15 protein-coding genes and 1 pseudogene are annotated in these 23,344 nt (G+C 36.6%); 5 read left to right on the top strand and 11 right to left on the bottom strand.

All coding sequences use genetic code 11. The features are described from left to right. Positions 1 to 35 precede the first annotated feature (35 nt). Entirely contained in the window at positions 36 to 539 is a 504-nt protein-coding gene (locus ULVI_RS15630; RefSeq protein ID WP_068588938.1) for a hypothetical protein, read from the bottom strand. A gap of 2 nt (positions 540 to 541) precedes the next feature. Continuing rightward, positions 542 to 1,402, bottom strand: a complete 861-nt coding sequence (locus ULVI_RS01680) for an SPFH domain-containing protein (protein WP_068588935.1) — start codon at positions 1,400 to 1,402, stop codon at positions 542 to 544. A 127-nt stretch (positions 1,403 to 1,529) separates the two neighbouring features. Here ULVI_RS01680 and ULVI_RS01675 point away from each other — a divergent pair, with 127 nt between their 5' ends. Then, entirely contained in the window at positions 1,530 to 2,309 is a 780-nt protein-coding gene (locus ULVI_RS01675; RefSeq protein ID WP_068588930.1) for a S1/P1 nuclease, read from the top strand. A 246-nt stretch (positions 2,310 to 2,555) separates the two neighbouring features. After that, entirely contained in the window at positions 2,556 to 2,954 is a 399-nt protein-coding gene (locus ULVI_RS01670) for a hypothetical protein (protein ID WP_068588927.1), read from the top strand. Here ULVI_RS01670 and ULVI_RS01665 read toward each other — a convergent pair. The 7 genes from ULVI_RS01665 to htpG all read right to left on the bottom strand — a co-directional run bounded on the left by ULVI_RS01665 (position 2,946) and on the right by htpG (position 17,440). After that, positions 2,946 to 3,557 (bottom strand): alpha-ketoglutarate-dependent dioxygenase AlkB family protein, encoded by a 612-nt coding sequence (locus ULVI_RS01665; RefSeq protein WP_068588924.1) that lies wholly within the window; start codon positions 3,555 to 3,557, stop codon positions 2,946 to 2,948. The two genes, ULVI_RS01670 and ULVI_RS01665, sit on opposite strands and share 9 nt — an antisense overlap. Before the next feature lies 1 nt (position 3,558). Further along, positions 3,559 to 3,909 (bottom strand): DoxX family protein, encoded by a 351-nt coding sequence (locus ULVI_RS01660; RefSeq protein ID WP_068588922.1) that lies wholly within the window; start codon positions 3,907 to 3,909, stop codon positions 3,559 to 3,561. After that, positions 3,909 to 4,748, bottom strand: coding sequence for a DUF6503 family protein (locus ULVI_RS01655; RefSeq protein WP_068588920.1), 840 nt, complete (start codon positions 4,746 to 4,748; stop codon positions 3,909 to 3,911). The genes ULVI_RS01660 and ULVI_RS01655 overlap by 1 nt, the downstream gene beginning before the upstream one ends. Before the next feature lie 137 nt (positions 4,749 to 4,885). Then, entirely contained in the window at positions 4,886 to 10,264 is a 5,379-nt protein-coding gene (locus ULVI_RS01650; RefSeq protein ID WP_082830756.1) for a T9SS type A sorting domain-containing protein, read from the bottom strand. 184 nt (positions 10,265 to 10,448) lie between these two features. Next, complete coding sequence (locus ULVI_RS01645; RefSeq protein ID WP_068588915.1) at positions 10,449 to 10,961, bottom strand: phage tail protein; 513 nt, start codon at positions 10,959 to 10,961, stop codon at positions 10,449 to 10,451. A 541-nt stretch (positions 10,962 to 11,502) separates the two neighbouring features. After that, positions 11,503 to 15,324, bottom strand: coding sequence for a M36 family metallopeptidase (locus ULVI_RS01640; RefSeq protein WP_068588912.1), 3,822 nt, complete (start codon positions 15,322 to 15,324; stop codon positions 11,503 to 11,505). A 226-nt stretch (positions 15,325 to 15,550) separates the two neighbouring features. Continuing rightward, positions 15,551 to 17,440 (bottom strand): molecular chaperone HtpG, encoded by a 1,890-nt coding sequence (gene htpG / locus ULVI_RS01635; RefSeq protein WP_068588910.1) that lies wholly within the window; start codon positions 17,438 to 17,440, stop codon positions 15,551 to 15,553. A gap of 224 nt (positions 17,441 to 17,664) precedes the next feature. Between htpG and ULVI_RS01630 the strand changes: the two genes are divergently transcribed. From ULVI_RS01630 to ULVI_RS15375, 3 genes are all read left to right on the top strand, one after another. Then, positions 17,665 to 18,333 carry a TetR family transcriptional regulator C-terminal domain-containing protein gene (locus ULVI_RS01630; RefSeq protein ID WP_068588907.1) on the top strand — a complete coding sequence of 223 codons (669 nt, stop codon included), beginning with the start codon at positions 17,665 to 17,667 and terminating at the stop codon, positions 18,331 to 18,333. A gap of 25 nt (positions 18,334 to 18,358) precedes the next feature. After that, a complete protein-coding gene (locus ULVI_RS01625) occupies positions 18,359 to 19,663 on the top strand; it encodes an ABC1 kinase family protein (RefSeq protein ID WP_068588904.1) in 1,305 nt (434 codons plus the stop codon). A 90-nt stretch (positions 19,664 to 19,753) separates the two neighbouring features. Further along, positions 19,754 to 19,918 (top strand): hypothetical protein, encoded by a 165-nt coding sequence (locus tag ULVI_RS15375; RefSeq protein WP_157632544.1) that lies wholly within the window; start codon positions 19,754 to 19,756, stop codon positions 19,916 to 19,918. Here ULVI_RS15375 and ULVI_RS01620 read toward each other — a convergent pair. Together ULVI_RS01620 and ULVI_RS01615 are read right to left on the bottom strand one after the other, a co-directional pair. Beyond that, entirely contained in the window at positions 19,907 to 20,800 is an 894-nt protein-coding gene (locus ULVI_RS01620) for a hypothetical protein (RefSeq protein ID WP_068588901.1), read from the bottom strand. The genes ULVI_RS15375 and ULVI_RS01620 overlap by 12 nt on opposite strands. A 12-nt stretch (positions 20,801 to 20,812) precedes the next feature. Continuing rightward, a pseudogene (locus tag ULVI_RS01615) lies at positions 20,813 to 23,288 on the bottom strand (alpha/beta hydrolase family protein). Between the last annotated feature and the right edge of the window lie 56 nt (positions 23,289 to 23,344).

Here is a 23,344-nt window from a genome sequence, read left to right as displayed (position 1 = left end):
TGAGTTTAAAATGATAAGCAAGGCACTGTATTTATTTAAGACGTTATTTTATGTGCGTAGGTAGCTATAACGGATTTTGCTTCATTTTCTTTTTGCGTGCCTACTAATAATTTTTTACCGTTTTTAAATTCTAACTGAATTCCAGTCGTTCCCTTTACGTTCATAGCTCCAGAGGTACCTTTAAACCCAGCACGATATCCCCAACCCCCGTATTCACCAATCGGACTGTAATCACGAACATAACATTTTTTAATGCTGCTCCACGGGAATTTTTTAAGGGTTCTTTGAAAGGGCCAAAAGGCGTAATGAATGCCTTGTTCGTCGATTCTAGTCTCCAGTTTTAAGAAGAACAGTAGAAAGAAAATAATGAGGATCCCGAAAAGATTAGAAAACATTAGCGCAAGGGATAGTTCTGTGCGTGTTTCTAAAGCGGTTATATATTCAGAATACATAGAGTACAATAAAAAGAGTACAACGATTGCGAGAATTGCTCGTAACCACCATTGATCGAATCGCTGTGTTTCTTTAAAAACTTTCATGATTATGTGTTTAGAGTTCCTGCATTTACAACAGGTGAAGCATCTTTGTCGCTACATAAAATGACCATTAGATTACTAACCATTGCAGCTTTTTTATCTTCATCGAGATCGACTATTTGCTTTTTATTTAATTCATTTAATGCCATTTCTACCATACTTACAGCACCCTCTACAATTTTATGCCGTGCAGCAACGATAGCCGTTGCTTGTTGTCGTTTTAGCATGGCACTTGCAATTTCGTTCGAATAAGCGAGGTATCCAATTCTCGATTCTAATACCTCGATACCGGCAATTGCTAGACGTTCTTCCAATTCTTTTTCTAAGGCTTCATTAACTTCTGCCATGCTAGATCGAAGAGTAATGTCTTCGTCCAATCCTTCGTCGGCAAAATTATCGTAAGGATATTTACTGGCAAGTTCGCGAACCGCTGCATCGGTTTGAATACGTACAAAATTTTCGTAATTATCCACGTCGAAAGCGGCTTTATGGGTGTCTCTAACCCGCCAAACTAGAATCGTACTAATAATAATCGGGTTTCCTAATTTATCATTTACTTTAAGACGCTCACTATCGAAGTTTCGAGCTCGTAATGAAATTTTTGTTTTCGTAAAGAACGGATTCACCCAAAACAATCCGTTTTTTCGTATAGTTCCAATGTACTTTCCGAAGAGCAATAATACTCGAGAGCCATTTGGATTAACCAAAACAAAACCTGGAAGCATGACCAAAGAGGCAACAATTAAAAAAATAAACCAGAATTGTTTTGTGATTACAAGGGCGGCAATGCTTCCAAAAAATATTAGAAGAAAAAGAAACAGCATAGTGTAGCCGTTTGGCGGAGTACTACTTTTTTCGTTAGACATAGTTGGTTGATTTAAAGTGATATTATTATGATATTAAACAAATATATGTTTTTCTTTCTGAATTTTCCAATTTTTTTTTCGTTTTCAATCAAAACAGGAATGGTATCTTTGTGAAAAATTTACAGCGATGAAACGTTTTCCATATATTTTTATCTTTTTAGTATTAGCTAGTTTTACGCTTTCTGCAAGCGAAGATTGGGGAAGAAATGGACATAGAGCTACTGGTGAAATTGCAGAAAAACATTTAACGAAAAAAGCAAAACGTGCTATTGCTGAATTGATGAATGGGGAATCACTTGCGTTAATGTCTACCTATGCAGATGAGATTAAAAGTGATAAAGCGTACCGAGCTTACGGTCCATGGCATTATGTAAATTTCCCTTTTGGGGCAACTTACGAAGCTCACGATAAAAGTGATAAAGGAGACTTGATTCAAGCCATCAACACATGCATTTCTGTATTAAAAGATGCTACTGAAACAAAAGAAAACAAAGTGTTTCATTTAAAATTATTAGTTCATTTTATTGGAGATTTACACCAACCACTTCATGTTGGAATGGCAGATGATAAAGGAGGAAACGATTTTCAAGTGCAATGGTTTGGAGAGGGGACTAATTTACATTCGGTTTGGGATACAAAAATGCTTGAAAGCTATGAGATGACCTATTCTGAACTAGCCCAAAATAGTGATCAACTTTCTAAAGCTCAATTACAAATGATACAGCAGGGAGAAATTACAGATTGGATGTACGAAAGTAGATCACTTTGTGAAAAGATTTATGCAACGACAAAATCTGGAGATAAATTAGGCTATAGCTATATGTACGATTATGTACCTGTACTCCGTGACCAATTACAAAAAGGAGGCATTCGACTTGCAGCATTATTAAACTCTATTTTTAGCTAATTGTAATACTAAAATGTGAGGGTATTCTTAATATTAAAAAAAACTAAAAGCTTTTTTTGGTGTCGTAATTGAGTCAGATTTCTAAACATCACGCTATTTTGATCTTTTTCAAAAAGGTTGTACAACTTACGAGGAATGTATCATATCGAAAACACAATTTTTTTGCAGAACTACAACGTTTTCGAGACGAACTTTGCTTTTTTAATCGACTGAAACTAAATACTTTTACTTTGTTAGTAGAAGTATATGATTGAAAAATTACATAAAAATAAGTACGATTTTTTAAGAATGATTCTAGGAATTATTTTTCTTGGGTACAGTGTTTTTTCCATATTTAATATTATTTCGTATACAGAATACGCCTACGATGTACTTAATAAACATATTCCCAATGATATTTTAATTACAGTAGGGGCCTCATTTATTCCATTTCTTGCTTTTTTTAGCGGACTTCAATTATTATTAAATACTTCGGTGAGACGTAGCATACAATTAGCGCTGATCATTGTAAGTGTTTTAGCAATCGCAACGCTTGTAGGACAATTGTATCCTCTTTCAATTGGTTGTGGTTTAGTATTAATTGGTTTGGCAGAATTGGGGAGAAAGTTTAGTCAAAATAGAAAAAATAGATCCGAATTAAATTAAGGTTCTAAAAGTAAGGTTGATACGGGGTGTAATAATTCTTTTAGACTTTGGAAGTTGATGTTTCCAGAAATGTTGAGTAGTTCCTCTCATAATAAATAAACTACCGTGTGATAATGGTATTTTATACGTAAGATTTTTTTCCTGCTTGTGTTTTAAATGAAAAGGTCTTTCAACTCCAAGACTGACTGATGCGATACAGGGGTTCTTCCCTAACTCCTGTTCGTCATCACTATGCCATCCATTACTATCGTTACCATCACGATATAAGTTAAGCAATACCGTGTTGAATTTTTTTTCTACAACAGTCTCTATTCTTGTTTTAATTTCTAAAAGGGTAGGAGTGAAGGGTGTTGGGAACATCGTTATTCCCGAATATGAATAAGACTTTGTATCGCTTCCGTATAATGCAGTAAGTCGGGGTTGAGGATATGTTTTTCCGAAAAGTTTAATGTCATCCTGCCGCCAAACAGTTTCTTTCTGAAGCATTTTAAAATACGTAGTTGCTTCCTTCTCGGAAAAAAAGGAAGGGTAGTACAAAACATCAGCGTCGGGTAGGTCCGGTTGAATGAATTCTAGATTTTCTTCGGAAAAAAATAAATTCATACTACACGTATAAATACGCCCAATACATTAAAACAAACTGTAACGGAAGACGTATCCACAAGACCCATTTAGGAAGTTTCATTGCAGCACGCTCATTTTGTAACATATAAACGTGCACCGTTAAAAAAACGGCAAACATTGCTATAATAAGCCATGCGGCAACCGATTGTGTTTCGGGGTTAAGCAATAACAAACCAAGTGCCATTTCAGCAATCCCGCTAACCATTACCATGGTTTTATGAGCTGGAATATACGGAGGCATAATACGTTCGTACATTTTGGGTTTTCTAAAATGATTCACACCGGCTACAATGAGAATCACGCCTAATAAATATTGGTGCCAGGGTAGCATTATTGTTTGGGGGTGTTGGCTGGAGATTCAATTTTTTTTGCGTCTGTAGGGACTTTAAAATCGTATGCATCCATAAATTTAATATTTGTTAAAGTAGCGTTGCCAATTGGTTCTCCAAATAGTTCTTTTTCTTCACTCCAATTGTAAAATTTCCATTGGTCGGCAATGGCAATTCCGTCGATAACTTCATAATTAGCATACACAATGGCATGTGGTTCGGCTTCTGCTTTCTCTTTGGTTTTTCCGAAAGTAACAATATAGGCTGCATAACTCAATAAATTGGTGGTATTGTCAACGTATACTTGATACCAATCGTCGGAAGTATCACCAATCTCATTTTCGAAGCTAAGTTTCGCTTTAGAGTATTCATTGTTATTTACAGTGATTTGTTTTAGATCGCTCCATTTCGTTCCAGGATCTGAAAGTTTAAATGGCATCGCCATAAAATAGGGCCAAGTAAAAATATCGAACCGGGCACTTTTCATTTCTGAAGTGGAAGGACTAAGAAAAACATCGGTTCCATCATACATTATTTTAGTTCCGTCTTCTATGTTGATCTCGATTTTAGTGGAATTTGTTTTCATTACCACATGCCCATCTAGGCGAGGATTTCCTCCAAAATTAATTTGAATGTCATAAGAGATGATATCGTGTTCTAGAAATGCTTGTTTATTATGAGCCTTTTCGACACTTTGTGCAAAGGCATTTTCGAGCGAAGGAGCTCCATCACCAATGCCACCATCGGTTTCCACAGGCATCATTTCATCGTTATTTTCCTTGGATTCTTTACAGCCTGTAATTAGTGCTGCTACAAAAAACACATAGATCATTTTTTTCATTTTGAGGATATTTTTTATTTCTGAAACTCAAAAATACCGTATATAATTTCAAATGAAGAAACTTTCGAATAAAAAAGAAAAGACCTTCAGTACTGCACCGAAGATCTTTTCTACACTAAGTTAGGTTTTATGTATTCTTAGGATTTAATGACTCTTTTTGTAAGCGTACCATTTTCAGTAGTAATTTTAATAAAATAGACTGCTGAGTCAAGTGATGACAGATCTATTTGGTTCGAGCCGCTATTATCTTTTATAATTATTCTGCCCCGAATATCTACCACTTCGATATGAGTAATCTCAAGATGTGGAGACACAACATACAGTATATTTTTGGTAGGGTTTGGATAGATCGAAATGGTCTCAAGAACATTCTCTTCAACTGCAAGTGTACGATCTTCGAAAACTACCGAAAACCGATTTGAATAATCTCCTGCATTAGCTACAAATGTATAATTTCCTAAAACAAGGTTGGTAAATGTTCCTGTTTGATGATCGATTAAGTATACCATTTCGTTTTGCAATAACTCGCCATCCACTTCTCGAATGGAAATGGTATACGATTGTGTTTCATCGATCTGAGTTCCGAAACTTACTGGTACTTCTGCGGAGGTTTCAAAAGGTTTTCTCCCTTGAATTCCTAGTTGTTCTCCTGTTTCCAGTTCGGTATATAGAGATACTGCGGTAGCAAGACGTTTAATATCGGCACCAGCATCGAATGCATCGGTTGTAGTTTCAGAAAAACCAATGAGTGTTGTGCTTCCTAATTCATAGGTGTTATTATACACGGTTAACCACACACGATCTCTCGTTGCTGTATTTCTTCGGAAGGTATCATTATTGTCGGTTACACGCATTGAGTTGTTAAATTCTGCCATTCCTGCTGAAAGTGCTTTAATTCCGAAGCCTTGTCCTGAAGCTATGTATTGGTTAGGAGTTGCTCCACCATTTGCAGCTGGATTTCCTCCTATCACTGCACTGTACATTGAAATATCCCCCATGTCGTAATTGTTGTTGTTATATCCAGGATATGGATCTACTGGTTGGAAAGGTGAGGTAAGGTGTTCCCAAAAATACACTACATCTAACATTGAATTAGCTCCAATAAACACATCGGCATCAATGGCTGAAGCATACGGATTTCCTAGCATATTCGGACTCGCATTTTGTGTTCCGTTGTAAACAACATTAAAATTAATTGTACCGTTATTTAAGGTTCCTTCAGTAAAATTAAAAGTATAATCTTCAGGAGCTGGAATGGTCGGGATGGTTTGTGGCATGATTAAATAGCCTTCTCCTGGATTCATTGTTCCATTATAATGTTGCCAGTTATCACCATTATCATCAGCAAAATTCTCTGCCAAAGGAAATTCGTCTACAACATCTTGGTTCGGACTAAAATTTCCAGTGAGGTGGTTTCTAAATTGTATTGGAGCTCCGTAAGCGGCTTTTGTGGAGGCGGTCATCGGACTTGATCCAATCATAAATGCCCTATTGTCGATATTGGTTATGTTTTTTAGTACCGAGATAGCACCTTCATTAATCGTAACAGCAGCATCGTTAATTTGTACCACACTTCCTTCATGCTCCACGGTTAGCGATCCACCTGAACGTACCATAATATCACCTTGAATTTTTAGAAATGTTGCAGGAGCTACAGTAAGCTCAGCGGCTTCGGAAACTTCACAGGTACAGGCGTCGATGCTTCCAGCTGCGGTAGAATAATTGTCAGTGATTAAAGCATGTGAATTAGGAGTAGGATCTCCATTAGACCATGTACCACCAACATACTCCGTAGGATTGCCTATGACGGTTATATTTACCGTACATTGACTTTGGTTTCCATTAATATCATTTGCAAAAATGGTAATTGGGAATGTTCCAGCCTGCGCACAAGTTAAAATGTTTGGGCCTGTAAAATTAAAAGACATGATACCACAATTGTCTGTCGCTCCACTGGCTGCAAGTAAGTTTTCAAAATTTTGGAAATATTGACCTGTTTCGTCTAACTGGACTGTATAATCTGTACAGGCTAAAACAGGAGCGACATTGTCTTCAACGGTAACCATTGCTGTACAGGTAGCGGTGTTCCCAGCGGTATCTGTCACTAATAGCCCTACAGAAACAGGAGTTCCAATGGAACTGCAATCTAAAGTTTCAACAAAATCGATTTCGAAAGCGATGTCGCCGAAAGTACAACAGCCTGAAGAAAGATCGTAGTTAAAAATAAAATCACCATCAGGATATAAATTTGAACCTGCATAATAAATATCGGTGGTCCCTTCAAGAATAAAACTATAGGTGTTTCCGGCAATAACAGGGAACGAAGTGGTAAGGGTTACTTCTGTCCAAATAGTTCCACCAGCACTATCCACAAAATCGACATTTGTTTCGGTATATGCTGGAGTTCCAACACTTCCTGCAGCACCACTACCAGTTCCACTATTGTAAAAATGAATGTTTCTACCCGATGTATTTCCGTTTACGTAAAACCGTATTTTATCGATACTTCCCGACGTGGTAGGGGTAAAAGATTGCCCATGACCGAGAGATAAATTATTTGTGTCGTGAGCAGGCTGTGAAATTGTTTCCGTTGGTAATAACGTTAAAGTGACAGGTCCTTCTACATCGTTGCTTCCCCCATCAATTTGTGCCGCTGTTACACTTGCAATCCCATTAGCGTCTAATTGTACTGTTGCATCCTGACAAACAGCAATAGGATCCTCATCTATAATGGCTATATCTGCAAAAGGAACGGTTGAAAGATCTGTATTTGCCTGCCCGAAAATCCAGTTTGATGGGTTTTCAAAATTAGCTTGATCTACGGTTACATTTCTAAGAGCAGGATCGTACTCTACCTTGTCAGGAGATACTGCAGGAAATCCATCCACTACTATTGCATTGGCATAAATTAAAGATGGATCCAATAGTGCAGGGATATCTCCGCCAGAAGGACCTCCACTGTCTCCGGTATAGAGTACTGCATATATTTCTGTGATTCCATTGAATGGATCGTTGTCTGTATCTGCGTATGCATAAAACGATTCTCCAGCAGAATCTACTGCCAGATTCCCACTTAACAATGAAAAAGTTCCACAGGCGGCATCGGTATTTCCATTACAAGAAATAGAGAATACATCAGGACTTGTTTCTTTTATAACAATAACGTCTCCTTTTGCAATAGCCCCTGCAGCGGCTGTAAATACAACCACTCCTTCACCATCATTTTCAAATTGGAGTGTGTTCGTATTGTATTTATTTTCTGTAAAATAAACACTTGTTCCGCCAAGAAGTTCATCTGCTGCAACAAACGAAAAACCATCAGGTGATAGGTGATTTAATCCTGTTACTGCAACTATAGGATTGCCAGCAAAAGCATCGTCGTTTGTAATAGTGACATTTGCCGAATTAGGAGAACCTCCAATATATCCTATTCCAGAATCAATTTGAAGTAAGATGTTTTCTAAAGGTTCAACGGTTGTATCTGTGGTGGGGGTAATTGTAATCGTAGCTGAAGTATTTCCAGTAGCGATCAATACATTTCCATTGGTGGTAGTAAATGAAGATGCTCCAGTCACCGTATAATCTGAACCAAATGTTGCATTTCCTCCAACTGTGAAATTTGCTGTTATATCTTGAGTAGCTGCTTCGGAAAGTGTAAAGGTATAGGTGAATGAATTTCCACTGTCTTCTATAACATTTGAAGGAGAAACGGTAATACTTAAAGATGGATCTGCTGAACCAGTAGTAATAATGATGTTTGAGAAAGGAGTGTCGGATAGCGTTTGATTATTTCCGCCAAAAATCCAGTTGGTAGTATTCTGAAAGTTAGCTTGATCTACATTGACGTTTCTTAATGAGGGATTGTATTCTGTTCTTCCAGGAACGGGATTGCTCGGAAAACCATCTACAACAACTGCATTCGAATACACCAATTGAGGATCTTCGTTTGAAGGGACATTTCCGCCTGTAGAAAAAGATTCTCCGGTATACAATAATGCATATACAGCAGTAACACCATCATTGGGATTTGTATTTGCATCGGAATAAGCATAAAAAGATTCCCCACCAGAATCCACTGCAAAATTTCCACTTACCACTGTAATTGTGCTACAGCTTCCGCCATTACAAGTTACTGTAAACGTATCGGTGCCTGTACCAGTTTCTGTAAAAACAACAACATCACCGCGAGAAAGACCTACTCCGGTTGTTTGTGTTTGCATAACACCTTCGACTCCTGAAAATGTTAACGATGTTGTGCTGTATTCTCTTTCCGTAAAGTAAATTGTAGTGCCTCCCGGAATATCTTCCAGGGCTACAAAGGAAAAACCATCCACGTCAGGGGCAGTCGATTCATGATTTAAACCAGTAATTGCTACTAACGGTTGGGTAGCGTCGGTATCATCGTTTACAATTGTAGTAGTAGCACTACTTGGGGTTCCTGGGTCGTAACCAGTTCCATTAATAATAGTAATGCTTATAGTTTCGTCTGGCTCCAAGATTATATCTCCGGTAGGGTCAATGGTAAAAGAAGCAGTGTTGCTACCATTAGGGATTACTACCGAGCCGGTAGTTCCGTTGAAAGTATTGGCGCCACTAACTGTATAGTCATTATTAAATACGGCACTGCCACCGACCGCAAAATTTACAGTGAGATTTCCAGAAGCCGTAGCGGCTAGATTAAAGGTATAAGTGAACACTCCAGAATTATTTTCAGAAAAAGCAACAGGAGTAGCAGTAAGAGTTAATAGAGGGTCTGCCCCCGATAAATTTAAATTGGTAAAAGGAACAATCGAAAGAGCTTGTGGTGCAGCATAACTTAAATAACTATTTGGATTTTCAAGGCCTATTTGACTCACGCCATCACGTAAAGATGCTGGGTTGAACATAAATTCAACTCTACCGGGGCCATTAAAATCATCACCATCGTCTGGAAAACCGTCGACCACAATTGCATTAGGGAAATCACTTATTGGGTTTTCATTTGCAGGAATATCACCTCCATTTTGAGAGGGAGCTTCTCCGGTACCGGTATACATTACCGAATAGATCTGCCCAATACTATCAAAAGGATTGGCATTCGTGTCTGAATACGCATAGATAGAATCTCCATTGGTTGAAAGCGAGAAACTAGTTCCTGCAGGATCATCAAAAACTGCTTGTCCGCAGGTACTGCCGCCGGAGCAACTTACAGTAAAAATATCTGAAGAGGTTGAAGTTTCGTTTACAAAGATTACGGTTCCAGTCGAAATGGCAGAGGTAGCAGTAAAAATTACAACACCTTCACCAGCACCGCTTCCGTTATTTGTAAATACATTTCCGGCTGCATTATATTCGTTTGATGTAAAATAAATGACTTCTCCGTTCGGAATGTTTTCCGTAGCAACAAAAGCAAATCCATCAGTATTTGGACTGGAGGAAATAACATTCATTCCCATTACGACTACTTTTTGAGCAAAGACTGCGGATAGCGAAATGCAGCTCATTAGTAACATTAATAGTAGTGTATTTTTTTTCATAACATAGAACTTTAAAGATGGATACTTTATAAGGGTGCTTAAAGAAAGGGGAGGTTTTTTTGAGAGTTTAAATGTAGGCTTAATCTTTTAAAGGCATACTACGTAGTTTTACGTAAATTTTAAATGCAAAAAAAAAATGAACCTCGTTGAAGAAGTTCATTTTTAAAGTGTAAAATGTTAGTAGTTAACTTCTTGAAGGGTAAATACCTTGAAGGGCTATGCAATAGTTCATTCCTAAAAATGGATTTCTAGTATTTATTGGGATACCACCACCGGTGTTGCCAGAGGTTACTCCGCCTAAATTCGATCCCGAAGAACCTTCTTCACTAAATCCTGAATGTGCCGAAAGAAAAGTGGTAGGGTTTGTTTCTGATCCCGGACTGGTATTTACGTTCACAAAAGTAGGATGATTATGAGGAGGAAGGTTTTGTGTTTGTAACGTTGTAGTGTAATTACCTGCTTTTTCACCCCAGGTTATGGTGTCTAATCCAGGGCCATTGCCCATTCCAACAATAGATCGTGATCTAAGATCGGGTAAACCGAATGTGGTTCTTCCATCCCCTCCATAGGTAGTCCCTAATAAAGAGAATAAGGCTGTGTTTTGTGAAATGGGTAATAATTGTCCTTCGCATTTCGCCCATCCACGTGGTGCAAAATTAAATCCGAATGCTTGAATTTGTCCAAGAAATGGTTCCATAATTTTAAAGTTTTATTGATTAGTTTATTTATACGACTAAGGTATATCGCTAACACAGACCATCCAATACGTATAATTACTTAATTTTCAGTATTTTAAATTTGCTTGAATGTTGTGTTTTATTTGGTTTTAAAATTGACTCCTTTTTCTTTTGTTCTAAGACTATAGCTAATTTATTCTCATCATTACTGAATAGGAATAGCATGAGTAACTACACCTTCCGAAAAATAAACTCTTCATTATAAAATAGTATCGAGTTAGGGGAAAGGCGATCTTCGTACTTCTGAAATTGAAATGATACTACCGTATTTTTCATCTCGTAACTTGTTCATTATGTTTTTTTTTAGGAAAGAAAGCTTCCGAAGAAAAATTTGTATTAAGATTGTTTTGTACCTCATTTTATTTATTGAAGCTGTTATAGAAATCCCGTAAAAAGAAGGCCTATTGAAATGTAGTTCTTAAGCTCAAACTTTCATTGTAGCGCAAAAAAAAAAGTCTCCCGGATTACCGGAAGACTTCTTCTCTTAACGTAATAAACGTTTTATTGCTTAATTAACTGTTTTGTAATAAGGTCGTTCTGAGATTTAATTACCACCATGTAAGTTGCAGTAGCTAATTCAGAAATATCCATTCTAATTTCAGTTCCCATATCATTAAGATTAACCGATTTAATTAAACGACCAGTTAAGTCATAAAGGGAAACATTTTCAAGATCTACCTGATTTGGATTTGAAAGGTATAACTCTTTCGTTGCAGGGTTTGGATATAATGTAATCTTAGAATTACTTAAGGCATTATCATCAACACCCAATACAATAATTACTTCAACATTAAAATTACAAGAAACTTCATTCCCTGAAGCATCTGTCGCTGTTAACGTAACCACAGTTGTTCCTTCTCCAACTTGAGCTCCAGGAGCAGGATCTTGCGTTGTAGTTACTCCTGTACAATTATCTGTTGCTGTAGCATCGCCACTAGCAAAATAATCTGGGAAAGTGTACATATCTGCACCTTCTACGGTAACCGTTAGGTCATCTGGACAGGTAACTACAGGATCTTCTCCGTCTTCCACAAGTACTGTAAAAGAGCACGTAGTAATATTACCACATTCATCTTCTATAGTAAACTCGTTTGTTGTAGTTCCCACAGGGAATTCTGAGCCAGAAGCTAATCCGGAAGTTTGTGTAACTGTTACAGTTCCACAGGTGTCGGTACCTGTAACGGCATCGTAAGTAACAACAGCACTACATGTTCCTGCAGTCGCATCTACGATTACATCATCGGGACAAACTGTTGTTGGGTCTGTAGTATCAACCACAGTAATTGTTTGCGTACATGAAGCAACTGGGTTTTCACAATCATCAACAACGGTCCATGTTCTAGTAATTACTTCGGTATTTCCACAACCCGCTACTGAAGTATCAGAGAAGGTAATATCTGGATCATTATCACAATCTGAAGTAGCGGTAGCCATTCCAGTTGCATCAGGATCGGTACTTTCTCCACATTCTACAGTTGCATCGGCAGGACATAGAATATTAAGCCCAACAGTTTCCATTACGATAGCAACGGCAGTACAAGTTGCTGTCATGCCAGTATCTGTAGTAACAACAACATCAATATTGTTCGTTCCTACATCGGCTGAAGTAAACGATACTGTTTCAGCAAGAGGTGATCCAGCTTCAACGGTATATCCTCCACAATCTACTTCAACACTAAGAAGTAAATCTTCAGCATCTATCGTGGCATTTCCACTCGAATCTAATAAAACCGTTAAAGGTTCTGATACTACTTGATGGGTATAGTTAAGTGACCACGAATTTAATGTTCCTTGATCTCCGCCTGCATCATCTGTGATCGTAAGTGTCCATGTTCCTGACGTGTTTTCGCCGTCAAAAGCATCTAATAAATTACTTGGGATATAGCTATCTAAAGGGAAAGCTTCACCACCAGATCCAGATCCATTAGGGTCACAATCTAATGCATTTGGTGACTCGTCATCAAGAAGGGTAACCATATCATTTGCACTACAGCCATCTGCATCATCGTAAATTGTTACTTGAGTTCCAGCAGGAGATTCTAATACAAGAGTTACATCGGCCATCCAAGTATGCGTTATATTAAGACCTACATTTAGGTCTGAAATAACCACATCTTCTGCGATATCGATAGTGGTACTAATAGAAACGTTATCGTTAATAATTGTTCCTGGATTGTCTTCTTCCATTCCCGTCATATCGATCGTTCCGCTACCTCTACAAACAATTACAGGAGGGTTGTCGGTTACTAATAAATCTTCTGTTAAGGTGATTGGGTCGCCAGTACAGAAATCATTCACAGCATAAGAAACTGTAGTTGTTCCAGCTCCATTTACCGTTGGATCGAACGTAAACGTCATACCATTGCCGTCATCGGTAACTCCATCACCACTGTAAACTCCACCTTCTGGTGAACCTCCAGATAGTCCAGTTTGAACACCATCTGCTAAGCATACTTCATAATCTAAAATTAGACTTGAGAATGTTGGTGGTAAATCGAATGCTTCAGTTCCGTCACTTCGACTTCCTGAACTTCCTTGATCTGCACTAAATCCTACACCTCTTCCAGCAAAAGCTTCCCAAATTTCACATTGGTTTGCACCACCATACAGAGCCATATCGGCTGCTAAAATTCCATCTCTACCATCTACAAAACCAGGTTGTGCTGCTTGCAATTTTAAACCTTCCATTACTAAAGCTAATGCAATATTATTTCCACCAGTACCTTGGTAAATATCTTGGTCGAAACCATATTTGTCGATGAGTAACCAAGTCATGTCCCATAACACTGCATTCCATACAGAACCAACACCGTGTGGCACAGATTCTGTTTTAATGTCATCGTATGTATGTGGGTTTACACCAAAATCTGTACTGTAAGGAAATGTTCTAATTCCACCTCCGTTAGGACCTTCTCCAAATAACCAAGTACCAATCCCTCTTGAGTCTGTTCCAGCATCACCAGGCTCGATGGATAATATTAATCCGAAGTAATCACTCCATCCTTCACCCATTTGTTCTTGACCACCTAGGCTTGACAATCTATTCGATACACCATGACCAAATTCATGAAAAATCACACCGTTATCAAGATCCCCATCACGATTTCCACAAACGTACATTTCCATCGTTGGGTTTTGTCCGTCGGGTGGGGTAGAGAAAAAGGCATTACATACCAATCCTTTTTGTCCTTCAGCATTTACAGAGTCACTTCCTGCTCCGCCGTTTCCGTAATTATTTTCTTGAAAGTTTCCTGCTGCTTCATCAAAACCATAGTGATATAGTACATCATGGATAAAGTTATTTTGATAGAAAAGGTTTGTTAAAATTGCAGATTCCGATTGATCTCCATTTGAATAAACAAGGTTTAGAGGAAAGTCGAAACTTAATCCAGCACCACCATCTGGTCTAAAACCAAAGTTATTACCAGCTTCATAAGTGTTTACATTATTTCCTCTTGTATCGGTAAATTCTGGTCCTGGTGCTCCATTTGTATCATGCCATCCAAAAGGTGATGCAACGGCATCATCTGGATTCGCGACAATTGCTCTAGAACCAAAGTTTGGAGATTCGATTGGATAAGGAAATACATTGTAGCTACCTACTAGTGCAGCTTCTTGTCCAGCAATATGCGGCGCTGGAACATTTTTTTCAGTTACTGCTTCCTCTAAAGGACCTACAAACTCTGTAGGAGAAGTTTCATGAGCATGATCTTCATGACTGCCCATTATATTACAAGAAACGGTCCAGTTATCTTTATCGATAATTTGTCCCGATCCAGCATCTACCCGAAAATTCCACCAATCTGAAGAATCGGTTTCGTTAATAGAAAGTTCCCAAACCTTAGTTGTGCCAACTCCTTCTCGGTAGTAATACATTAATTTTACTGGTATCTCTCTTTCAGAAATTCCAGCTTTGTTAAATACTGTCTTTTGGTTTTCACCACCTTCGCTACGAAGTTGTTGCAATGTAGTTACTTGATACCCCATTTGATTCGCAACAGATTGTATTGCCTGTTGTGCGTTAATGCTTACAGCAGCATTTTGTACGGTTGCTTGGGCATCGCTTAAAAATTTATTATGCGTTAAAAAATGAGTGCCATCTTGCTTAAAGTGCACGCTAGACTCTGTTCCATAAATTTCCAGTCCGTTAATTGCTTGACGTAAATATACGTGACGAATCCCACTGGTGCGGCTTACATGTTCTTTATAGATCACATAATCCGGGCTCTGTTGTTTTACAAGGTTTTCTAATGAAACTGAAGATTGTTCCATCCCTTTCTGGTTGTCTTTCGATAATTTCTGTGCAGACAGTTGTAATGTCATTATGCAGAAAAGTAAAAGAAAGAAGTTGTTTTTTTTCATCATAGTAAAATGTACTTTTAGTTAGTCTCTTTACAAGGTTATGGGAGGGCGAGATTCGTTCCTTTACAAGAGATGTTAAAATTTTAAGAACCCGAAGATAATATCTTTATTTTTAATTACATATTGATAAGACAAAAAAAAGCCCTCCTAAACGAATAGGAGGGCTACATTTAACATTATTAAGGTGTTATTTGATCATTTCGTAGCTTCGTTTTATAAAAGCAGTTAAATCTTCACCTTTTAAAAGATTCTTACTTAATTTGGCAAGATCGAGTGCTTGAGTTACTAAACGCTCTTTCTTCTTTTTCGTTTTCGTGTTAAGAATTTCAGTTACCAATTCATTATTTGTATTCACTACAAGGTTATACATTTCTGGCATATTCCCCATACCGAACATACCTCCACCACCAGATTGTTGCATCTCTTTCATACGGCGCATAAATTCAGGTTCTGTAATAATAAATGGATTTGCAGAGCTGTCCATTGCTTCCAATTGAACGGTAAATTTTTCTGAAGGAATAGTTTCCGTTAAAAATGTTTTTAATGTTTCTTTTTCTTCTTCTGAAAGTTTCGAAATCGATGCATCTTCCTTTTTTATAAGGTTATCGATATGATCACCATCTACACGTACAAATTGTGTTTTCTCATTAGCTCCTTCTAGTTTTTGAATAAGATGCGAAACAATTGGAGAATCTAATAATAAAACTTCGTATCCTTTATCTTTTGCAGTTTCGATGTAGCTGTGCTGTGCTTCTTTGTCTGAAGCATACAAGATCACAAGATTATCATCCTTATCGGTTTGAGCATCTTTAATCTTATCTTTTAATTCTTCAAAAGTGAAAAAGCTTCCATCTACTGTTGGATATAATGCAAAATCTTTAGACTTATCAAAGAATTTGTCTTCAGAAAGCATTCCGTATTCAATTACAATTTTGATATCGTTCCATTTCGCTTCAAAGTCTTTACGGTTTTCATTGAATAGACTTTTTAATTTATCTGCTACTTTTCGTGTTATGTAACTAGAAATCTTCTTAACTGCACCGTCTGCTTGAAGATAACTTCTTGAAACATTTAAGGGAATATCTGGGCTATCAATTACTCCGCGGAGCATTGTTAAAAATTCTGGTACAATACCTTCTACATTATCGGTAACAAATACTTGATTTTGATATAATTGAATGCGATCTTTTTGAACGCTCATATCATTCGTTAACTTCGGAAAGTATAAAATTCCAGTTAAGTTAAAAGGATAGTCAACATTTAAATGAATATTGAATAAAGGCTCCTCGAACTGACTTGGATACAATTCACGGTAAAAACTTTTGTAATCCTTATCTTCGAGATCGGCAGGTTGTTTTGTCCACGCCGGATTTGGATTATTTATAATATTATCTACTTCTTGGGTAGGAGCTTCGTCGTCTTCTTTAGCGTCTTGTGGTTTTGGAAGAGTTTCAGTACGCGTTCCAAACTTGATTGGAATCGGCATAAATTTATTATACTTAGATAATAAACCACTAATTTTTCCTTCTTCTAAAAATTCAGTTTCGTCTTCAGAAATATGTAAAATAATCTCTGTTCCACGTTCTTTTTTATCAGCTTCTTCTAGGGTGTAATTTGGAGATCCATCACAAGTCCAATGTGCAGCAGGTTCGTCCTTATAACTTTTCGTGATAATTTCAACCTTGTTCGCTACCATAAAAGCAGAGTAAAAACCAAGACCAAAATGTCCTATAATTCCTGTTTCATCACCTTGCTTGTCTTTGTATTTTTCAATGAACTCTTCAGCACCCGAAAAAGCAATCTGGTTAATATACTTTTCCACTTCCTCTTTGGTCATCCCGATACCTTGATCGATGATATGAAGTTGTTTGTTTTCTTTGTCGATCTTTACTTCAATTACGGGGTTTCCGTAAGTAACTTTCGCTTCACCAATGCTAGTAAGATGCTTTAGTTTCAAAGTAGCATCTGTTGCATTTGATATTAACTCACGTAAGAAAATCTCGTGATCGCTGTAAAGAAATTTTTTAATCAGCGGAAAAATGTTCTCGACCGATACATTAATAGTTCCTTGACTCATGTGTTATAGTTTTTATTCCGAATATTCGGAAATGTTATTGAATTTCGTTTCTAAATGTTTTAAGACAAATAAAGTACCACTTATGTGTATGCTGACAGCTTGTCACATAAATTGATAAATGATATTTTAACACAACATTTTGTTTAATGATTTTCAATAAAAGATAAACAAGCGTACCTTTACATCTCTTATTTAGATAGATACACAATACTAATTTTTATATCATGGCAGAAAAAAAAGCAGTTACTAAAAAGAAAGCAGTAACAAGGGAAGGAATTATTTCAGACTACATGAATCAAGTTCTAGAAAGTGAACGAACTCCTAAAAGTGTTTACAAATTTGCAAAAGAACATTCTATTACTGAGACTGAATTTTATAAATTTTTTGGGTCTTTCGAAGGATTACAGAAAGAAATTTGGAATACGTTTTTTGATCACGCAATGAGCATGGTACATAAAATTGAAAACTATAATTCCTATTCAAATAAGGACAAAATGCTCACCTTTTTCTATACTTTCTTTGAATTATTAACAGCAAATAGGAGTTATGTTTTGTTTGCACTGAAAGAGCATCAAGATATTATGAAAAATCTTGGTCAATTAAAAGGACTTCGAAAACATATCAAAGAATTTTCGGGAGAACTAATTGAAGAAACCAATGACCAAAAATCCTTTAAGTTACTGAAACAACCAGTTTCAGTCTTTTCTGAAGGAACTTGGTTGCAAACATTATTCATTTTAAAATATTGGATGGAAGATACCTCACCTTCCTTCGAAAAAACCGATGTGGTAATTGAAAAATCTGTGCGAGCTATTTTTGATGTCTTTGAAACAACTCCTTTAGAGAGTGTATTAGATTTTGGAAAATTTCTATGGAAAGAAAAAATGAACTAAATATTTTTCTCTAATTAGAATCTTTATGAAAACAATAGATAAAATTCCTACCAATAAAATTCAAAGGGCTTCCAAACTTGTTACTACAGGGGTAAAAGTGGGAGGTAATTACTTAAAGTATTATGGTGAAAAATTAATTAATCCAGAACTTTCGAGAGAAAAATTAAATGAGAATAATGCTGAAGATATATACGACGGACTAAAAAATTTAAAGGGAAGTGCTTTAAAAGTTGCTCAAATGCTTAGCATGGAAAAAAATATTATGCCGAAAGCATATGTTGAAAAATTTTCTTTGTCTCAGTTTCAAGTACCACCATTGTCAGCACCCTTAGTTCGCAAGACCTTTCAGCGTTATTTTGGAGGTACCCCCGAATCACTATACGATACTTTTAATGAAAATTCTGTAGCCGCAGCAAGTATTGGTCAAGTGCATAAAGCGACGAAGGATGGGAAAGAATTAGCAGTAAAAATACAATATCCTGGAGTGGCCCAAAGCATTAGTAGCGATTTAGCAATGGTAAAGCCTTTTGCGATGAAAATGTTTAATATAAAAGGAAAAGATAGTGATAAGTATTTTCAAGAAGTAGAAGACAAATTACTAGAAGAAACCGATTATATTCTTGAAGTTGCTCAAAGTATAGAAATAACAGAGGCTTGCGCTCTTATTCCAAATTTAAAATTTCCTAAATACTACCCAAAGCTCTCGGGTGAACGTATTATTACAATGGACTGGATGAATGGTTATCACCTCTCAGAATTTTCGTCGAAAAATAATGATTTAGAAAAGGCAAATAAAATAGGACAGGCATTATGGGATTTTTACATGTTCCAGATGCATATATTAAAGCGAGTACATGCCGATCCACATCCAGGTAACTTTTTAATCGAGGGTGATACTCTTGTTGCAATCGACTTTGGATGTGTAAAAGAAGTTCCGCAAACATTTTATGTACCTTATTTCGAATTAGCAAAACCAAAGAACATAAATAATTCTAGTGTGTTTGTACAAAAAATGTACGAATTAGAAATATTAAAGCCGGAGGATACTCCCGAGGAAACAAAATTTTTTACCGAATTATTTCACGAAATGCTTAGTTTATTTACACAACCCTTTCATGGAGAAATATTTGATTTTTCGAACAAAGAATTTTTCGGAAAAATTGCCGATTTAAGTGATAAATTTTCAAAAGATACTGAACTTAGAAAAATGAACGGAAATCGTGGCTCTAAACATTTTCTATATATCAATAGAACATTTTTCGGTCTTTATAATTTATTGAACGATCTCGGAGCAACAATTGAAGTTAATGCCTATAAAAAATATGTGTAATATTTAACAAAACATTGTTCAATTTTAACAAACTATGCTTAAACAAAAAATGTATCTTTAAGTATTGAAAGTGGGATAATAGAAATTGCTATGAAAAAGTATATTATTCTATTATTTTATTGGTTAGGTTGTTTAGAAGGGGTGCTAACGCACCCCTTTTTATATGATGTATCAATCTATGGAAAGATAAAATATAATTTAGATAAATATGGGATTATTCAAAATTCGATAGATGAAGATCTTTTATTCGTATAAATATTCGAATGTTCTATTTTTGTCAACTATTGTTTTGAATTTTGGATAGTCATCACTATTATAGTCATATATATAGGTTCTCGATTCCATACAACTAGTACCGTTATCGCACTGAGAAGCATCTACACTAAGAATGTTGTTGGGACTATTCCATACGCCATTTTCTATAGAATGTGGAAATGTATATTCGGGTAAATCTAGATAGGAAGAAAGAACGATGGGCAATACTTCATTCCAATTGAATGGAGATATTTCTACAAAAGGATTTCGTTTATCGTCATAAGAAAAAGCGAGCTGTTTCCCCTGTTCATCGGTTTTAATTAGTAGATTTCCGTCAGCATCATATTCATACTCATAAGAACGATTTCCATTTGTAATGCTACTAAGCAGACCTTCTTCAGTTAAAATTACGGTATATAATTCACCGCTCCCATTGTTTGTGAGTTCTCTTGTATTTTCTAAATATGCAATAGAATAGGTGTCTTCTTCATTTACAAAACTGCCCTCTACAATACGCTCTAAAGAAGAAATTTTGTCATCGCTGGAATAACTGAAGTTAAATGTAGTCCTTATGTATCCTCCCGAAATTGCAAAACTATATTGAAACATTGAAATTTTATTTTCATCGTTTTCAAAAGTAAGAGCGAGTGTGGATTCATGTACATCCGTATTTATTAAGGTTAAAATATCATCTTCATTAAAATCCAAATCAATTTTAGTATCGAAAAACAAACCCTCGAATCCATTTGTAGCCTCATTAGAGAATTCAATCTTTTTCAGAATTAAATCATTTTGTTCGTCCGGTTCTGTTGGAGTATCATCAGAACTACACCCCATTAGTATTACTAAAGCTAAAATGAAGAGGAAGATAAATTTTTTCATAGTATAAATTTACTAAATTTTCCTTATTGTATTAGGATTAGTCTCTAAAGAAGATTGACTCTTATTTTTCACATAAGTATCTAACCAAGTATCTTGTTCCCATAATAAATGAAGAATGCTTTCTTTCGCACGATACCCATGACTTTCTTTTGGAAGCATTACCAATCGTGTTGGTGCTCCTAATCCCTTAAGCGCATTAAAATAGCGCTCACTCTGTAGTGGATAGGTTCCCGAATTATTATCAGCTTCTCCGTGTACGAGTAAAAGCGGTGTTTTCATTTTATCCGCATGCATAAATGGCGACATGGTATTATATGTTTCGGGAGAATCCCAGTAACTTCGCTCTTCGCTTTGAAATCCGAACGGAGTTAATGTTCTGTTATACGCACCACTTCGTGCAATTCCTGCAGCAAAAAGATCACTATGGCTTAGCAGATTCGCTACCATAAATGCACCGTAACTATGTCCGCCAACGCCTACACGATTTCGGTCAATATAACCCAACTCATCCACAGCATCAATAGCCGCTTTTCCGTTGGCGACTAATTGTTTTCTAAAGGTGTCGTTTGGTTCATCATCTCCTTCACCCACAATAGGGAATGCCGCATCATCCAACACAACATACCCTTGTGTTACCCAATAAATAGGGGATCTAGGGGTAGATAAATTCATTCGGATTTGTGGTATTCTGCGACGCACTGTTTTTGTCTTTAAACTCTCTTGGATATGCCCAGAGTACCATCGGCATTTTTTCTTTTTTCTTCATGTCGTATCCTACTGGCAAGTATAACGTACCCTCTAATTCTAATCCGTCATCTCTTTTATAAGTGATCACTTCCTTATGCACATTCTGTAAACTTTTAAAAGGATTCTCGAAAGAAGTAAGCGGAGTTAGATCGTCTTTTTTATAAATATTTCTGAAGTAATAATTAGGATATTCATTTTGAGATTCGATGCGGACCAAAATTTTACCTTCTTTCATGTCGATCGCCGAATTTAACTCTTCCATTTTATCGGTATAGGAAGATTCGTAAATACGTTCTGTTTTTTTAGTGGCAATATTAAAGGCGTCAATAAACGGAAATTGTCCTTTTTCTGAATACCCATCTCCCATTAAAAATAATTGTCCATCTTCAATTTCTAAAATCTCCCGGTTGTATTTATTTTTAGTAGTAACAAAAGATCCTGGGTCACTGTATTGATCTTGATAGTTGCGATCGTATAAAACACCAGGAGTTTTTGAAGCATCCGAAGGGTCGAACAAATAAGTTTTAGTATTCCGGTCATTCCACCAATAATCGTAAGCAACCGCCATAGAGTTTGTTCCCCAATCGATTCCCGAATATCTATTTATGGTTTTAAGAATTAACTTTGGTTCTCCGGTGAAAGGTGCATCTAATGTATAAACGGCATCGCGATGCGACACTTCAATTTCTGGGTCTCCCTCGTCTAGTGCTTCTGCCCAAACCAAGGTAGCTGGAACATCATCACGCCATGACATGCGGCGTTTCCCTTTCCGTGTAGCCATAAAACCCTTAGGCTGAACTTCATTTAACGGAACATCATTTACTGTAGCTATCAGTGTTCCTTTTGGAGAATAAATTGAACTTTCAAACGGAAATCTGTAATAAGGTACAATGTATGAGAAAGGTCGCTTTAATTTCGTAACCATTAGATATTTTCCGTCGGGAGAGAAACTAATATCATCGTACATTGCCTTCGGAAGAAAATCGGAAATAGTACCACCAATGCTGACCTTTTTTATTTCTGAATAAGCTAATTGCTCGAAATTTTGTTCATCGTTCGGATTTTTCAATAGATCTTGATACGTTCTATTTTGTGCTTTTTCTCCGTTACTGACTGAAACCGTGGGCCCTTCTGGAACTGCCTCCAATGGGTTTATTAATGTTTTTCGATCTGTCGGAAGCATTTTAACTAACAAAGAGTTGTTGTCTGAAAACCAACTAATCGCATCTCCCATATTCGCATTTACTGTAGCCGGAGTGATTTTTTTAGCAGTTCCTTTAGCAATATCTACCACCCAAACTTCGACACCTTCAGATGTGGTGTTTAAACAAGCGATCATTTTTTCGTTTGGAGAAAAACTGAAATTAGAAAGTCTTGGGTTTTTAGGAAGTCCTGTTACTTGAGATGCTGTTTCAGCCGAAGCACGCTTAACTTTTAAATTATTGTAGAATGTAGTACGACTACCAATATTCGTCTTTGGGTTTATACGTAAACCAGCTAGACGAAGTTCGGTTTCCGAAAGTTCGGCTATAGATTTAAATGCATCTCGATATATTAACAAAGCATATTCTCCCTTACTATCTATACGTACAATAGGAGCCAATGGAGCATCTACCAACTCAAGAATTTCTTTAGGAGGTTTTTGATACGTGAGATTTTCTTGCGCACAGCAATTAGAAATTGAAACGAAAAAGCTTCCGAAGAAGAAAAAAAGAATGAGGTTAGAATAAGAATATTTCATAAAGTGCTATTTTTTTGGAAAAGATACTTAATTCTTTCTCCTTGTCCAATTCGATT

Origin of the sequence: Cochleicola gelatinilyticus (genome assembly GCF_001637325.1) — a bacterium.
GTDB classification, from domain to species: Bacteria; Bacteroidota; Bacteroidia; order Flavobacteriales; family Flavobacteriaceae; genus Cochleicola; species Cochleicola gelatinilyticus.
The sequence above is the reverse complement of the archived record's forward strand: the minus strand, read 5'-3'. Positions and strand labels throughout refer to the sequence as shown.

What these genes read in the sequence shown, in the direction of transcription:
- ULVI_RS15375 (WP_157632544.1), top strand. Translation starts at nt 19,754, where the DNA reads ATGAAAAAGTATATTATTCTATTATTTTATTGGTTAGGTTGTTTAGAA.
- ULVI_RS01625 (WP_068588904.1), top strand. Translation starts at nt 18,359, where the DNA reads ATGAAAACAATAGATAAAATTCCTACCAATAAAATTCAAAGGGCTTCC.
- ULVI_RS01665 (WP_068588924.1), bottom strand. Translation starts at nt 3,557, where the DNA reads ATGAATTTATTTTTTTCCGAAGAAAATCTAGAATTCATTCAACCGGAC.
- ULVI_RS01645 (WP_068588915.1), bottom strand. Translation starts at nt 10,961, where the DNA reads ATGGAACCATTTCTTGGACAAATTCAAGCATTCGGATTTAATTTTGCA.
- ULVI_RS01655 (WP_068588920.1), bottom strand. Translation starts at nt 4,748, where the DNA reads ATGAAAAAAATGATCTATGTGTTTTTTGTAGCAGCACTAATTACAGGC.
- ULVI_RS01620 (WP_068588901.1), bottom strand. Translation starts at nt 20,800, where the DNA reads ATGAAAAAATTTATCTTCCTCTTCATTTTAGCTTTAGTAATACTAATG.
- ULVI_RS01675 (WP_068588930.1), top strand. Translation starts at nt 1,530, where the DNA reads ATGAAACGTTTTCCATATATTTTTATCTTTTTAGTATTAGCTAGTTTT.
- htpG (WP_068588910.1), bottom strand. Translation starts at nt 17,440, where the DNA reads ATGAGTCAAGGAACTATTAATGTATCGGTCGAGAACATTTTTCCGCTG.
- ULVI_RS15630 (WP_068588938.1), bottom strand. Translation starts at nt 539, where the DNA reads ATGAAAGTTTTTAAAGAAACACAGCGATTCGATCAATGGTGGTTACGA.
- ULVI_RS01650 (WP_082830756.1), bottom strand. Translation starts at nt 10,264, where the DNA reads ATGAAAAAAAATACACTACTATTAATGTTACTAATGAGCTGCATTTCG.
- ULVI_RS01660 (WP_068588922.1), bottom strand. Translation starts at nt 3,909, where the DNA reads ATGCTACCCTGGCACCAATATTTATTAGGCGTGATTCTCATTGTAGCC.
- ULVI_RS01640 (WP_068588912.1), bottom strand. Translation starts at nt 15,324, where the DNA reads ATGACATTACAACTGTCTGCACAGAAATTATCGAAAGACAACCAGAAA.
- ULVI_RS01680 (WP_068588935.1), bottom strand. Translation starts at nt 1,402, where the DNA reads ATGTCTAACGAAAAAAGTAGTACTCCGCCAAACGGCTACACTATGCTG.
- ULVI_RS01630 (WP_068588907.1), top strand. Translation starts at nt 17,665, where the DNA reads ATGGCAGAAAAAAAAGCAGTTACTAAAAAGAAAGCAGTAACAAGGGAA.
- ULVI_RS01670 (WP_068588927.1), top strand. Translation starts at nt 2,556, where the DNA reads ATGATTGAAAAATTACATAAAAATAAGTACGATTTTTTAAGAATGATT.